The sequence below is a fragment of the Nocardioides sp. P5_E3 genome, from assembly GCF_054049275.1.
Map to the genome: position 1 here is coordinate 1 of NZ_JBFUMR010000006.1, position 13,376 is coordinate 13,376.

12 protein-coding genes are annotated in these 13,376 nt (G+C 71.0%); 8 read left to right on the plus strand and 4 right to left on the minus strand.

Annotated elements, in window-relative coordinates:
- The 6 genes from ACXJKB_RS04825 to pcrA form a co-directional block, all read left to right on the plus strand.
- A partial coding sequence (locus ACXJKB_RS04825; RefSeq protein WP_457185938.1) for a PspC domain-containing protein occupies positions 1–1,361 on the plus strand: 1,361 nt, incomplete at its 5' end.
- Positions 1,358–2,023, plus strand: a complete 666-nt coding sequence (locus ACXJKB_RS04830) for a LuxR C-terminal-related transcriptional regulator (RefSeq protein WP_457185940.1) — start codon at positions 1,358–1,360, stop codon at positions 2,021–2,023. The genes ACXJKB_RS04825 and ACXJKB_RS04830, both read left to right, overlap by 4 nt.
- Positions 2,024–2,123: 100 nt before the next feature.
- A complete protein-coding gene (locus tag ACXJKB_RS04835; RefSeq protein WP_457185942.1) occupies positions 2,124–3,551 on the plus strand; it encodes an APC family permease in 1,428 nt (475 codons plus the stop codon).
- Position 3,552: 1 nt separating this feature from the next.
- Positions 3,553–4,005: a universal stress protein gene (locus tag ACXJKB_RS04840; RefSeq protein ID WP_457185944.1), complete on the plus strand. Its 453-nt coding sequence runs from the start codon at positions 3,553–3,555 to the stop codon at positions 4,003–4,005.
- A 16-nt stretch (positions 4,006–4,021) separates the two neighbouring features.
- Positions 4,022–4,375 (plus strand): hypothetical protein, encoded by a 354-nt coding sequence (locus ACXJKB_RS04845; RefSeq protein ID WP_300050197.1) that lies wholly within the window; start codon positions 4,022–4,024, stop codon positions 4,373–4,375.
- A gap of 88 nt (positions 4,376–4,463) precedes the next feature.
- Positions 4,464–6,872: a DNA helicase PcrA gene (gene pcrA, locus ACXJKB_RS04850; RefSeq protein WP_457185946.1), complete on the plus strand. Its 2,409-nt coding sequence runs from the start codon at positions 4,464–4,466 to the stop codon at positions 6,870–6,872.
- A gap of 294 nt (positions 6,873–7,166) precedes the next feature.
- Here the strand turns inward: pcrA and ACXJKB_RS04855 are convergent, their stop codons facing one another.
- Positions 7,167–7,934, minus strand: a complete 768-nt coding sequence (locus ACXJKB_RS04855) for a M23 family metallopeptidase (RefSeq protein ID WP_457185948.1) — start codon at positions 7,932–7,934, stop codon at positions 7,167–7,169.
- Between the two features lie 219 nt (positions 7,935–8,153).
- On the minus strand, positions 8,154–9,500 hold the full coding sequence (locus ACXJKB_RS04860) for a cryptochrome/photolyase family protein (RefSeq protein WP_457185950.1): 1,347 nt from the start codon (positions 9,498–9,500) through the stop codon (positions 8,154–8,156).
- 130 nt (positions 9,501–9,630) lie between these two features.
- Between ACXJKB_RS04860 and sucC the strand changes: the two genes are divergently transcribed.
- Positions 9,631–10,800, plus strand: a complete 1,170-nt coding sequence (gene sucC, locus ACXJKB_RS04865; protein WP_457186212.1) for an ADP-forming succinate--CoA ligase subunit beta — start codon at positions 9,631–9,633, stop codon at positions 10,798–10,800.
- Between the two features lie 16 nt (positions 10,801–10,816).
- On the plus strand, positions 10,817–11,698 hold the full coding sequence (gene sucD / locus ACXJKB_RS04870; protein ID WP_457185952.1) for a succinate--CoA ligase subunit alpha: 882 nt from the start codon (positions 10,817–10,819) through the stop codon (positions 11,696–11,698).
- Between the two features lie 3 nt (positions 11,699–11,701).
- On the opposite strand, the gene ACXJKB_RS04875 is transcribed toward sucD, so the two are convergent.
- A complete protein-coding gene (locus ACXJKB_RS04875; RefSeq protein WP_191194787.1) occupies positions 11,702–11,926 on the minus strand; it encodes a hypothetical protein in 225 nt (74 codons plus the stop codon).
- Positions 11,927–11,930: 4 nt separating this feature from the next.
- On the minus strand, positions 11,931–13,346 hold the full coding sequence (locus tag ACXJKB_RS04880; RefSeq protein WP_457185955.1) for a hypothetical protein: 1,416 nt from the start codon (positions 13,344–13,346) through the stop codon (positions 11,931–11,933).
- Positions 13,347–13,376 lie beyond the last annotated feature (30 nt).

The window sequence follows — 13,376 nt, forward strand, 5'->3', positions numbered from 1 at the left end:
CCCCCACGCCCCCCGCACACCCGGCCGCCCACGCGGCTGCCCGCCCGCCGCGCCCGGGCGCGCCGCGTCGCGCCTACCGCGACATCTCGGCGCCGATCGCGGGCGGCGTCGCGGCCGGGCTCGCCCGACACCTTGCGGTGCCGGTGCTGTGGGTGCGTGGCTTCTTCGTGGCCACAGCCTTCCTCGGCGGCTTCGGGCTGATGCTCTACGCCGGGCTGTGGGTCTTCATGCCCGCCGACCAGCACTTCGAGGTCGGCGCCCCCGGCCTCGAGAGCGCGACCCGCACCGGCAAGCGCCCCGGTCGGCGATCGCGCCTGCGTGACGCCGGACCGGCGATCGCCCTGGGGGCCCTGTTCTTCGGTGTCGTCCTCGGCGTCGAGGGGATCTTCGGCCAGGGGGTGCTCTTCTGGCCGGTCGTCCTCGCGGTCGCGGGCATCGGGTTGCTGTGGCGCCAGGCCGACGAGGCCCAGCGTGAGCGCTGGATGGACTCCTCCGGGCGCATCGACCCGTTCCGCGCGATCTTCGGCAGCGGCGGGTGGGCCGCCTACGCCCGGATCGCCGCCGGCCTCGGGCTGATCGTCACCGCCCTCATCGTCTTCGCCGTCGCCGCCGGCCAGGCCACCTTCGCCGTGCCGGTGCTGGTCGCGGGCCTGCTCGGGCTGCTCGGACTCGCCATCGTCGTCGGCCCGTGGGCCCTGCGCCTCGTCAACGACCTCGGCGCCGAGCGGGCCGAGCGCGTGCGCACCCAGGAGCGCGCCGACATGGCCGCGCACCTGCACGACTCGGTGCTGCAGACGCTGGCGCTGATCCAGAAGAACGCCCACGACTCCACCACCGTCGCCCGCCTCGCGCGGTCCCAGGAGCGCGACCTGCGCCAGTGGCTGTTCGAGGCCGACACCCCCGACGCGACGACCCTCGCGGGAGCGCTGAAGGAGATGGCGGCCGACGTCGAGTCGCAGCACCCGGTGGTCGTCGACGTCGTCACCGTCGGCGACTGCGACCTCGACGAGTCGCTGCGGCCCCTCGTCCTCGCCGCGCGGGAGGCCGTCGTCAACGTCGCCAAGCACGCCGGCACGCAGCGCGCCGACGTCTACGCCGAGACCACCGGGGGAGCCGTCGACGTGTTCGTCCGCGACCGCGGCGCCGGCTTCGACCTGGGTGGCGTCGCCGGCGACCGCCACGGCGTCCGCAACAGCATCGTCGACCGGATGGCGCGCCACGGCGGCAGCGCGGACGTACGCTCGGCTCCCGGCGAGGGCACCGAGGTCCGCCTCCACATGCCGCGCACCGGCCACGCCGAGTCACGCCACGAGTCCCACCCCGAGCCCCACCACGAGTCCCACCACGAGGAGACCCCATGACCCAGGCCATCCCCGAGCGTCCCGTGCGGGTCGTCCTGGTCGACGACCACGCGATGTTCCGCGCGGGGGTCCGCGCCGAGCTCGCCGCCAGCGGAGCGGGTGTGGTCGAGGTCGTGGGCGAGGCGGCCGACGCCGATGCGGCCATCGCGGTCGTGCGCGAGCAGCAGCCCCATGTCGTCCTGCTCGACGTGCACCTGCCCGGCGGGGGAGGGGTGGAGGTCATGCGGCGCCAGCCCTCGCCCGACACGCTCTACCTCGCCCTGTCGGTCTCCGACGCCGCCGAGGACGTCATCGGCACCATCCGCGGGGGCGCGCGCGGCTACGTCACCAAGACCATCACCGGCCCCGAGCTCGTCGACGCGATCACCCGCGTCTCCGGGGGAGACGCAGTGTTCTCGCCGCGACTGGCCGGCTTCGTGCTCGACGCCTTCGCCGGGTCGATCGACGTCGCCGCCGTCGACGAGGACCTCGACCGGCTCACCGAGCGCGAGCGGGAGGTGATGCGGCTGATCGCCCGCGGCTACGCCTACAAGGAGGTCGCGAAGGAGCTGTTCATCTCGGTCAAGACCGTGGAGACACACATGTCGTCGGTGCTCCGCAAGCTCCAGCTCTCCAGTCGTCACGAGCTGACGAAGTGGGCCTCCGACCGACGCCTGCTCTGAGGCGCGCACCGCGCCCGTCCGGGTGGGCGTCGATTGACAACGCCGCGCAGAACCGGTGGGGTCGGGGCACATCCCCACCCCTCTCGGGAAGCGAGGCACGATGGCTGACGCCGCCACCATCCCGCACCAGGACGAGGAGGACGGCGAGCTCAAGCGCTCCATCACCGGACGCCTCCTCTTCTTCTACACGCTCGGAGACGTGCTGGGGTCGGGCATCTACGTCCTCATCGGCCTCGTCGCCGCGGCCGTCGGAGGCGCGTTCTGGATCGCCTTCGCGCTGGGCGTCACCGTCGCGGCCATCACCGGGGCGGCGTACGCCGAGCTGGTCACCAAGTACCCCCAGGCCGCCGGCGCCTCGCTCTACGTCAACAAGGCCTTCGGCAACCGGCCGCTGACCTTCCTGGTCACCGTGTCCTTCCTCGCCGCCAGCATGGCGGCGTCGGGATCGCTGGCGGTCGGCTTCGCCTCCTACTTCGACACCCTGTGGTCCGGTCCGCCGGCGCTGCTGGTGTCGCTGGTGTTCGTGGCGCTGCTCGTCGTCGTCAACTTCATCGGCATCACCGAGTCGGTGTGGATGAACATGCTGATGACCTTCGTCGAGGTCGCGGGCCTGCTGATCGTGCTGGTCATCGGCATCGTCTACATCTTCCAGGGCAACGCGGACTTCGGTGTGCTGACCCAGATCGACACCAGCGGTGACTACGGCAGCCCGGCCCTCGCCGTGCTGGCCGGCATCTCGTTCTCCTTCTTCGCGATGACCGGCTTCGAGAACACCGCCAACGTCGCCGAGGAGACCATCGACCCCTACAAGTCGTTCCCGCGCTCGCTCGTCGGCGGCATGGTGGTGGCCGGCCTGGTCTACGTGCTCGTCTCGATGGCCGCGGCCCTCACCGTGCCGGTCGAGACGTTGGCGAACTCCGACGCTGCGCTGCTCGAGGTCGTCAAGCAGGGGATCCTGCCGTTCTCCACCGAGTTCATGACGAAGCTCTTCTCCGTCATCGCACTGATCGCGATCACCAACACCACGCTCGTCACGATCGTGACGCAGCCGCGCGTGCTCTACGGCATGGCCCGCGAGGACGTCGTGCCCGGGATCTTCGCCAAGATCCACCCGGTCCGCCGCAGCCCCTGGGTCGGCCTGATCTTCTCGGGCGCCGTGGTGGGGTCCTTGCTGGTGATCGGCACCCTCGTGACCGAGGCCGGCGGCGGCATCGACCTGGTCGGCCGGCTCGCCACGGTGACCGTGGTGCTGCTCCTGGCGATCTACGCGATCGTGATCGTGGCGTGCCTCAGGCTGCGCGGCCAGGACGAGGAGAACCCGTTCTTCCGCGCCAACACCCCGTTGCTGTTCGTCGGCCTCGTGGGCAACCTCGCGATCCTCTACTTCACGATCTACGACGACCCGCACTCGCTCATCTGGTGCGCCGGGCTCCTCGGCGTCGGCCTGGTCCTGTTCCTCGCCGAGTACTTCTTCGGCAGCAAGGGCACCGGGTCGCGGACCCCCGACCTCGACAGCCAGGAGGCCTGACATGCACGTCATCGTCGCCACGGACGGCTCCCGCCAGTCGCTGGCCGCCGCCAAGCACCTGAAGTCGTTCGCCGATCCCACCAAGGTCACCGAGATCTCCGTCGTCGCGGTGATCCGGCCGCTGGCCTCGGTGGCGTTCGCCGACGACCTGTCCGAGGACGGCTTCGACGGGTCGTTCCGCGATGCCGCGCAGAGCGCCGTGGACACGATCGCGGCCGTGTTCGACGGCTGGGGACCCAAGGTCAACAAGCGCATCCGCAGCGGATCGGCAGCCAACGAGATCATCAAGGCCGCCAAGCAGTACGACGCGGGGCTGGTCGTGGTCGCGGCGGGCGGGCGCGGGCTCAGCGACAGCGTCCTCGTCGGCAGCACCGCCCAGCGCGTGCAGCACTACGCGCCCTGCCCGGTGCTCGTCGTACGCCCCGCACCCAAGCCGAGGAAGCGCCGCTCCTGATCGTTAGGGTGTCCGCATGGAGACCCTGCGGCTGGTGCTGCTCTTCGTCCACATCCTCGGTTACGCCGCCCTCCTCGGAGGCCTCCTCGTGCAGGTGCGCGACGACACGAAGAGCGTGAACTCGCTGATGCGCGACGGCGCCGGGACGGCCTTCGTCGCCGGCCTGCTGCTCGTCGGCGTGCTCGAGAACCTCGGCTCGCCCGACCACGCCAAGATCGGCGTGAAGTTCGCCATCGGCCTGGTGATCCTGGTGCTCGTGATGGTCAACATGCGCAAGCCGAGCATCCCGCAGGGCCTCTACCTCGGCCTGCTCGCGCTGACGATCGCCAACATCGCGGTGGCGGTCTTCTGGTCGCCCGTGCACGCCTGACCGACGCCGACCGGGCCCCGATCGGGGCTGACCGGGGCTGACCGGGGCTGACCGGTCTGTCGCACCCGGCGCATAGGCTGGGGGCGACATGAGCCCCATTGACGCACCGGCCGACCAGGCCCTCTTCGAGCACCGCGACCACCCGCTCCTCGCCGGGCTCAACGAGCCCCAGCGGGCGGCTGTGACGCACGCCGGTGCCCCGCTGCTCGTGGTCGCCGGCGCGGGCTCGGGCAAGACCCGGGTCCTGACGCGTCGCATCGCCTGGCTGATCAACGAGCGCAAGGCGCACCCGGGCTCGATCCTGGCGATCACCTTCACCAACAAGGCCGCGGCCGAGATGAAGGAGCGCGTCGAGGCCCTCGTCGGCAAGCGGGCCCGGATCATGTGGGTCTCGACCTTCCACTCCGCCTGCGTCCGGATCCTCCGCAAGGAGATCGACCGGGTGGGCTTCAAGTCCAACTTCTCGATCTACGACGCGGCCGACTCCAAGCGGCTGATGACGTTGGTGCTGCGCGACCTCGAGCTCGACCCGAAGAAGTACCAGCCCAATGCGGTGCTCCACTGGGTCTCGGACCAGAAGAACGAGCTGCGCGACCCGGAGGACGCCGCCAAGGAGGCGCGCAACTCCTTCGAGGAGGCCTACGCCAAGGCGTTCAGCAACTACCAGCGCCGGCTGCGCGAGGCCAACGCCCTCGACTTCGACGACCTGATCATGACCACGGTCCACCTGCTGCAGGCCTTCCCCGACGTGCGGGAGAACTACCGCCGCCGGTTCCGCCACGTGCTCGTCGATGAATACCAGGACACCAACCACGCGCAGTACAGCCTGATCCAGCAGCTGTGCGGCCAGTCCTTCGAGATCGACACTGCGCTGGAAGAACAGGGTGCGGAGGCAGCGGAGCGTGTCGAGCCGAGCGAGCTGATGGTGGTCGGTGACGCCGACCAGTCGATCTACGCCTTCCGGGGCGCCGACATCCGCAACATCATGGACTTCGAGCAGGACTTCCCCGACGCCACCACGATCCTGCTGGAGCAGAACTACCGCTCGACGCAGACCATCCTGTCCGCCGCGAACTCGGTCATCGGCAACAACCGCGGCCGCAAGCCGAAGCGGCTGTGGACCGACGCAGGGGCGGGCGAGCGGATCGTCGGCTACGTCTCCGACGACGAGCACGACGAGGCCCGGTTCGTCAGCGAGGAGATCGACAAGCTCACCGACGACGCCGGCGTACGCCCTGCCGACGTGGCCGTCTTCTATCGCACCAACGCCCAGTCACGCGTCTTCGAGGAGGTGTTCATCCGCACCGGCCAGCCCTACAAGGTCGTCGGCGGGGTGCGCTTCTACGAGCGCAAGGAGGTCCGCGACGCGCTGGCCTACCTCCGGATGCTGGTCAACACCGCCGACGAGATCTCACTGCGTCGGGTGCTCAACACCCCCAAGCGCGGCATCGGCGAGCGGGCCGAGGCCTGCATCGCCGCCCTCGCGGAGCGCGACCGGATCACCTTCTGGGAGGCGCTGACGCGGGCGGCAGACGCCCCGGGCCTGGCCACCCGCAGCCTGAAGAACATCGAGGCGTTCGTCGCGATCATCCAGGAGCTGCAGTCGATGGTCGAGGCCGACGAGCGCCCCGACGTCATCCTCGAGTCCGTGCTCGAGCGCTCGGGCTACCTCACCGAGCTCGAGGCGAGCGACGATCCGCAGGACGGCACCCGCGTGGAGAACCTCGCCGAGCTCGTCGCGGTCGCCCGCGAGTTCGCCGAGGACCCGCAGCCGGGGCCGAGCGCCGACCCGGCGGAGGTCGAGGCCGGCACGGTCGCCGTCGGTCTCGGCGACTTCCTCGAGCGGGTCGCCCTGGTCGCCGACGCCGACCAGATCCCCGACTCGCCCGACGGCGACGACTCCGGGGTCGTCACGTTGATGACGCTCCACACGGCCAAGGGCCTCGAGTTCCCGGTCGTCTTCCTCACCGGCCTCGAGGACGGCGTCTTCCCCCACCAGCGCTCGCTCGGCGACCAGCCCGAGCTCGAGGAGGAGCGCCGCCTCGCCTACGTCGGCCTCACCCGCGCGCAGAGCCGCCTCTACATCTCCCGGGCCCTCGTCCGCTCCGCGTGGGGCGCGCCCAGCCACAACCCGGCCAGCCGCTTCCTCGACGAGCTCCCGGTCGACCTCGTCGACTGGCGCCGCACGGCCGCCGAGCAGACCCGCTGGGGCCGCAGCGACCTCAGCGGCGGCTCCACGCGCCTCGGCATCCCCACCGACGCCGGCCGCCGCAACTTCAGCTCCGCCGCCCTCCGCGCCGACGCCGCCTCCAAGGCCAAGCCCGCCCGCGAGATCCCGAGCCTCTCCCCGGGCGACCGGGTGGCCCACGACTCCTTCGGCCTGGGCACCGTCGTCGCCGTCGAGGGCGCGGCCGAGAAGTCCGTCGCCTCCATCGACTTCGGCTCCGAAGGCGTCAAGCGCCTCCTCCTCCGCTACGCGCCGGTCGAGAAGCTCTGAGGCTGGTACGCCGCACCTGGCGGTGAGTCAGCCACATTCCGGGGCGCCGGGATGTGGCTCAGGCACCGCCTGGGCGCGTGTCGGCGTACGACGTACCGCCGGGCGCGTGTCGGCGTACGACGCACCGCTGGGCGTCGCGCTCGCCGCGGCTTCGTTCCTCAGCCGCGCGTCGCGCGGCTCAGGTGGTTACCCGCACTGATCAACGAGATCTCGATACGCGCCGTCGCGACCTCGCAAGCTCGGTCGCGGGCGCTACTCGATCTCCCCTGACTGCCGACGCGCTCCGCGCGTCGGTCAGGGGACGATGCCGTGCTCGACGAACGCCTGGAAGGGGTCGACCGGGCCGCCGCCGCCGGGGCGCACCTCGAGGTGGAGGTGGGAGCCGGTGACGTTGCCGGTGGCGCCGACGGTGCCGATGTTCTCGCCGCCGTTGATGCGGTCGCCGACGGAGACGTAGATCGCGGTCTGGTGGCAGTACCAGATCTCGGTGCCGTCATCGAGGGTGACGACGGTCTTGTTGCCGTAGGCCCCGTCGTAGCCGGTCTCGGTGACGGTGCCGTTGGCGATCGCCAGGATCGGGTCACCGGAGTCACCGTTGAAGTCGAGGCCGGTGTGGTAGCTGGCCCAGAGGCCGTACTGGCCGAAGGTGGCGGTGATGCCGTAGTGCGCGAGGGGGAGAACCCACTTGTTCTCCTTGATCTTCGCCGCCTGCTTCTCCGCGGCGTTGCGCATCTCCTGGAGCTTGGCGGCCCGCTCGGCCATCTGCTTCTCGGCGAGCGCGACGAGCTCGGGGTCGGTCTCCTCGTTGCCCGAGTCGCGGGTGTGGTCGCGGCTCACGACGACGCCGCGGCGGGAGATCGCCTGGCCGGCGACCGAGCCGATGGCCTGCGTGGCCTCGACCGCGGAACCCGTCGAGGTCAGCGCGGTGACGCCCGAGCCGGACCCGCTGAGGGCAGCGCCGGCGGAGACCGCCAGCACGGCGACACCGGCGACGAGGGGCAGGGACGGGAGCCGGACCACGGAGCGTCGAGGCGGCGTGGAGGCACGTCGCTTGCCGCTCACGGGTGCAGGCGTTGCCGAGGTGCGTCGCTGGGGAGCGCGCTCCGCTCGGTGGTTGCCCATGGAGGAGTTACCAATCTGCCGGGTCGTCAGGGGGGTCGGGTCGGCTAGACCGCGCACGACTGTAACGGAAGGATCACGGGAAAGTGCAACCCTCGACCAAATAAGTTCATGTACCCCGCTGGGCGGCCGATAAACGGACGCTGCGAGGTGACGCAGCCCTCAGCCGCGCGCCGCCTGGTAGCGCTCGAGCGCCTCCCGGCGCTCGTCGGCGTGGTCGACGATGCGCAGGGGGTAGTCCTTCTCGTAGCCCACGTCGGACTTCCACGGCTCGTGGGCCGCCTTGCCCGGCAGGTGCTCCAGCTCGGGCACCCAGCGGCGTACGTAGTCGCCCTGCGGGTCGAACTTGAGCCCCTGCGTCACGGGGTTGAACACGCGGAAGTAGGGCGACGCGTCGGTCCCGGTGCCGGCCACCCATTGCCACCCGTGGTTGTTGGAGGCCACGTCGCCGTCGATCAGCAGGTCGAGGAAGTGCCGCGCCCCGACCGGCCACCACACGTGCAGGTCCTTGGTGAGGAAGGAGGCGGTGATCATCCGCACCCGGTTGTGCATCCACCCGGTGTGCATCAGCTGGCGCATCCCGGCGTCGACGATCGGGTAGCCGGTGGTGCCGGTGCGCCACGCCTCGATCGCGTCGTCGGGGTCGTCGTACGTCATCCCCTCCAGCGCGGGCTTGAGGTCCGACCACGCCGAGGACGGCTCGTGCCACAGCACGTCGGCGTAGAAGTCGCGCCACGCCAGCTCGGTGGCGTACGTCGACGTGTGGGGGACCTCGGCGAGGAGCGAGCGCGGGTGGAGCACCCCGAGATGGAGGTAGGGCGAGAGCCGCGAGGTGCCGTCGTGGTCGGGGCGGTTGCGCTCGTCCCCGTAGTCGCGCAGGCCGTCGTCGCGGAAGGACCGCCAGCGGCGCCAGGCGGCGTCCTCGCCGGCGCCGGGCAGCTCGAACGGCGCCTGGGTCACCGCCTTCTCCAGCAGGTCCAGTGCTTCCAGGTCGGAGTCGGCCGGCTTGAGATCGGGGGAGCGGGGCGTGTGGGCGGGCTCGGACCAGCCGTGCTCGCGCCAGGCGCGGGCGAAGGCGCTGAACACCTGGTAGGGCCCGCCGCTGCCGTTGCGGACCAGTCCCGGCCCCACGGCGTACGGCGACCCGGTCGCGACGAGCTCGACCTGCTCGGCCACGGCCGTGTCGCGGCGCCGGCCGTACGGCGTCGTCTCGGCGGCGACGTGCACCCGCCGCCCGTCGGCCACCTGCGGCACGACCTCGCGGGGGTCACCGTGGCGGATGGTCAGCGGGATGCGGTCGGCGAGCGCGAGCACGTTGGCGGCCAGCCACGCCCTTCGGGCCGGGCCCGCCGTGGCCCAGATGGCCGGGTCGACGACGAAGAGCGCGGTCACCGACCCTTCGTCGAGCGCGGCGAGGAGGGCCGGGTTGTCGCGCACCCGCAGGTCGCGACGGAACCACATCACCGCTGAGGTCGCGCCCCGGTTCGGGCCTCGCTGGGGGGTGGGCATGCTCCTCAACCTAGCCCGGGAGTGAGCACCACCACGCTCACCCGATCTCGCCCGACCCCGCTCGGAGGTCTAGGGTGCCGAGAGGGATTTCCCCCGCACTGTTCGCAGACGAAAAGGAATGGTCACTCTCGTGGACCTGATGGAGTTTCAGGCGAAGGAGCTTTTCGCCAAGCATGGAGTAGCGACCACCCTGGGTGTCGTCGCCGAGACCCCGGAGGCCGCGCGTGCCGCCGCCGAGGAGATGGGCGGCGTGACCGTCGTCAAGGCCCAGGTCAAGGCCGGCGGCCGTGGCAAGGCCGGCGGCGTGAAGATCGCCAAGACCGCTGACGAGGCCGAGTCCTACGCCCGCGACATCATCGGCATGGAGATCAAGGGCCTGCGCGTCAACCGCGTCCTGGTGACGCCGGCGACGCCGCCGGTGGAGGAGTACTACTTCTCCTTCCTGCTCGACCGATCCAACCGCTCGCACCTGTGCATCGCATCGGTCGAGGGCGGCGTGGAGATCGAGGAGGTCGCCAAGACCAACCCCGACGCCGTCAAGCAGATCCGCATCGACGCCCTCGAGGGCGTGACGCCGGAGAAGGCTGCCGCGATCGTCGACGAGGCCAAGTTCCCCGCCGCGCTGCGCGACCAGGCCATCGAGATGGTCCAGAAGCTGTGGAAGGTCTACGTCGAGGAGGACGCCACCCTCGTCGAGGTCAACCCGCTCGCGCGCCTGGAGGGCGACAAGCTCGAGGCGCTCGACGGCAAGGTGTCGCTCGACGACAACGCCTCCGAGGTCCGCCACCCCGACCACGAGCAGTTCGAGATCCGCGAGGAGGCCGACCCGCTCGAGGCGAAGGCCAAGGACAAGGGCCTCAACTACGTCAAGCTCGACGGCCAGGTCGGCATCATCGGCAACGGCGCGGGTCTCGTGATGAGCACCCTCGACGTCGTCGCGTACGCCGGTGAGGCGCACGGCGGCGTGAAGCCCGCGAACTTCCTCGACATCGGCGGCGGCGCCAACGCCCAGGTGATGGCCGACGGCCTCGACGTGATCCTCAACGACGAGCAGGTCAAGAGCGTCTTCGTCAACGTCTTCGGCGGCATCACCGCCTGCGACGAGGTCGCCAACGGCATCAAGGGCGCGCTGGAGATCCTCGGCGACGAGGCCTCCAAGCCCCTCGTCGTCCGCCTCGACGGCAACAACGTCGAGGAGGGTCGTCGCATCCTCGACGAGCTCAACCACCCGCTGGTCACCCAGGTCGACACGATGGACGGCGCGGCCGACAAGGCCGCCGAGCTCGCCCACCAGGCCTGAGAGAGAGAACTGAACAATGAGCATCTACCTCAACAAGGACTCCAAGATCATCGTCCAGGGCATGACGGGCGGCATGGGTGCCAAGCACACCACCCTCATGGTCGAGTCGGGCGCCAACATCGTCGGCGGCGTCAACGCCCGCAAGGCCGGCACGAAGGTCGAGCTGGGCGGCAAGGAGCTCCCCGTCTTCGGCACCGTCGAGGAGGCCATGAAGGAGACCGGCGCCAACGTGTCCGTCGCCTTCGTGCCGCCCGCGTTCACCAAGGACGCCGCGATCGAGGCCATCGACGCCGAGATCCCGCTCCTCGTCGTGATCACCGAGGGCGTCCCGGTCCTCGACACCGCCGAGATCGTGCAGTACCTCGAGGGCAAGTCCACCCGGATGATCGGCCCCAACTGCCCCGGCATCATCACGCCGGAGGAGTCGCTGGCAGGCATCACCCCGCACACCATCGCGGGCAAGGGCCCCATCGGCCTCGTGTCGAAGTCGGGCACGCTGACCTACCAGATGATGTACGAGCTGAAGGACTACGGCTTCACCACCGCGATCGGCATCGGCGGTGACCCGATCATCGGCACCACCCACATCGACGCGCTCGAGGCCTTCGAGAACGACCCGGAGACCAAGGCGATCGTGATGATCGGCGAGATCGGCGGAGACGCCGAGGAGCGGGCCGCGGCCTACATCAAGGAGCACGTGACCAAGCCGGTCGTCGGCTACGTCGCTGGCTTCACCGCTCCCGAGGGCAAGACCATGGGCCACGCCGGCGCCATCGTGTCGGGCTCCTCGGGCACCGCCCAGGCGAAGAAGGAGGCCCTCGAGGCCGCCGGGGTCAAGGTCGGCAAGACGCCGTCGGAGACCGCTGAGCTGATGCGGGCCGTCCTGAAGGAGATCTAGTCCTCAGGCGCTCTGGTCCAGAGCACTTTCCAGACGGCCTCGCAGGTCCACCTGCGGGGCCGTCGTGGATTTCGCGTGCCGGTCGTGGCGGGTCGGCGGGTGGGCCTCCCACAGCAGCCGCCACACGACGTGGGCGCCCAGCAGGCGCACCGGCGCGACGGCGGTCAGCCGTCGCGGGGACGGCAGGGTCGGGCAGGCCGAGCTGGCCAGCGTCGATGGAATGGACATGGTTCTAGCACCCCGTTTTCGTGAACGCGCACATCGACTGGACGATCTGTTTGGTGGTCCCCGTGACCTCGTCGGCCTGTCGGTCCAGTGACGCGAGCGAGCCCTCACCGTACGTCTGGACCATCAGTCGTGCCGAACCGACGCGGGTCACCTGGAAGACCGAGCTGCCGAGCCCGTCGGCGTACGTCAGGCCCATCGTCACCGTGTCGTAGCCGGTGTCGCGGGGCAGGACGGTCCACACCTGGTTGCCGGAGCGCCGGCAGTCGCGGGCGGCCCGACGGACCTCCGTCATGGCCTCCACCGCCGCGCCGGCGTCGGCGTGGACGACGAGCTCGCGCCCGTCGTAGTACTCCGGGCCGAGCACGAAGGAGTAGAGGTGGCGGGTGCTCGCCGCGTCGGCGGCGGGCCAGACGTCGCGGCCGCACATCTCGACCGGGTCCATGCCCACGTCGTCCGTGGGTGGCGTGACGGCGTTGTCGCCGCCGTCCTCGGGCAGGCCGACGTCGAGCGGGAAGTCCGCCGGGATCTCGGTGGGCTCGGGGGTCTCGGTGGGCTCAGGGGTCTCGGGTGTCCCGGTCGGGTCGGTCGTCGGAGTCGACGACGGCGGCGCCGATGGCGCGGGTGACGGCGGGGAGGACGAGGGAGCGGACGGTGACGGCGTGGTGGGGGACTCGGAGGGGGACTCGGTCGGAGTCGTGCTCGGGGTCTCGGTCGGGACCGGCGTGGCCGACGGGAGCTCCCCGAACATCGCCAGTGCGTCGACCGTGCTCCGCAGCGGCGCGACGGTCGCCTCGACGGCGTCGCGGGCGCGTTCGCGGGTCCACCGCCCGTACGTCGACGTGACGAGGAGCGCGGCACCCACGGGCACCACGTGCACGATGGTCGCTCCTGTGCCGGGCTCACCGTCGAAGCTGTAGGTCTGCAGCAGCGTGGTGGCCGGCCCGGGACCGAACGGCGACGCCAGCACCTCGGTGCGGGTCTCCATGTCGCGGCTGGCGTCGGGCTCGGCGCAGTCCGCGACGAGGCCGGCCAGGCGGTCGGCGAGGCGGCGCGCGTCGTCGGGAGCCCCGAGGACCAGCAGCTCGCGGGTGTCGGCGGACTCGCCGCCGCTGTTGTCCGCCACCATCCGGTCACGGGTGCCCAGTCCGCGCAGCGGGGAAGTGCCGCACAGCTCGAGGTCACGCAGGCCGGTGCCGCTCCGGGAGGTCGGGACGGTGTCGGCGGGACCGCCCATGCCCGAGGACAGCGGGAAGTCGTCGGGGATCGCGGTGCCCGGGTTCGTCCCGTCGCTCGCCGACGCGACGGAGCCGTCCGAGGAGCCACCTGTCGTCGGTCCGCCCGCCGACTGGTCCCCGCACCCGGCGGCGAGCGCGAGGGTGCAGGCCAGCGCGGCGGTGACGAGCCGTGCGCGGTGCCTCATGACCGGTGAGACACCCGAGAGGGCGAAAAG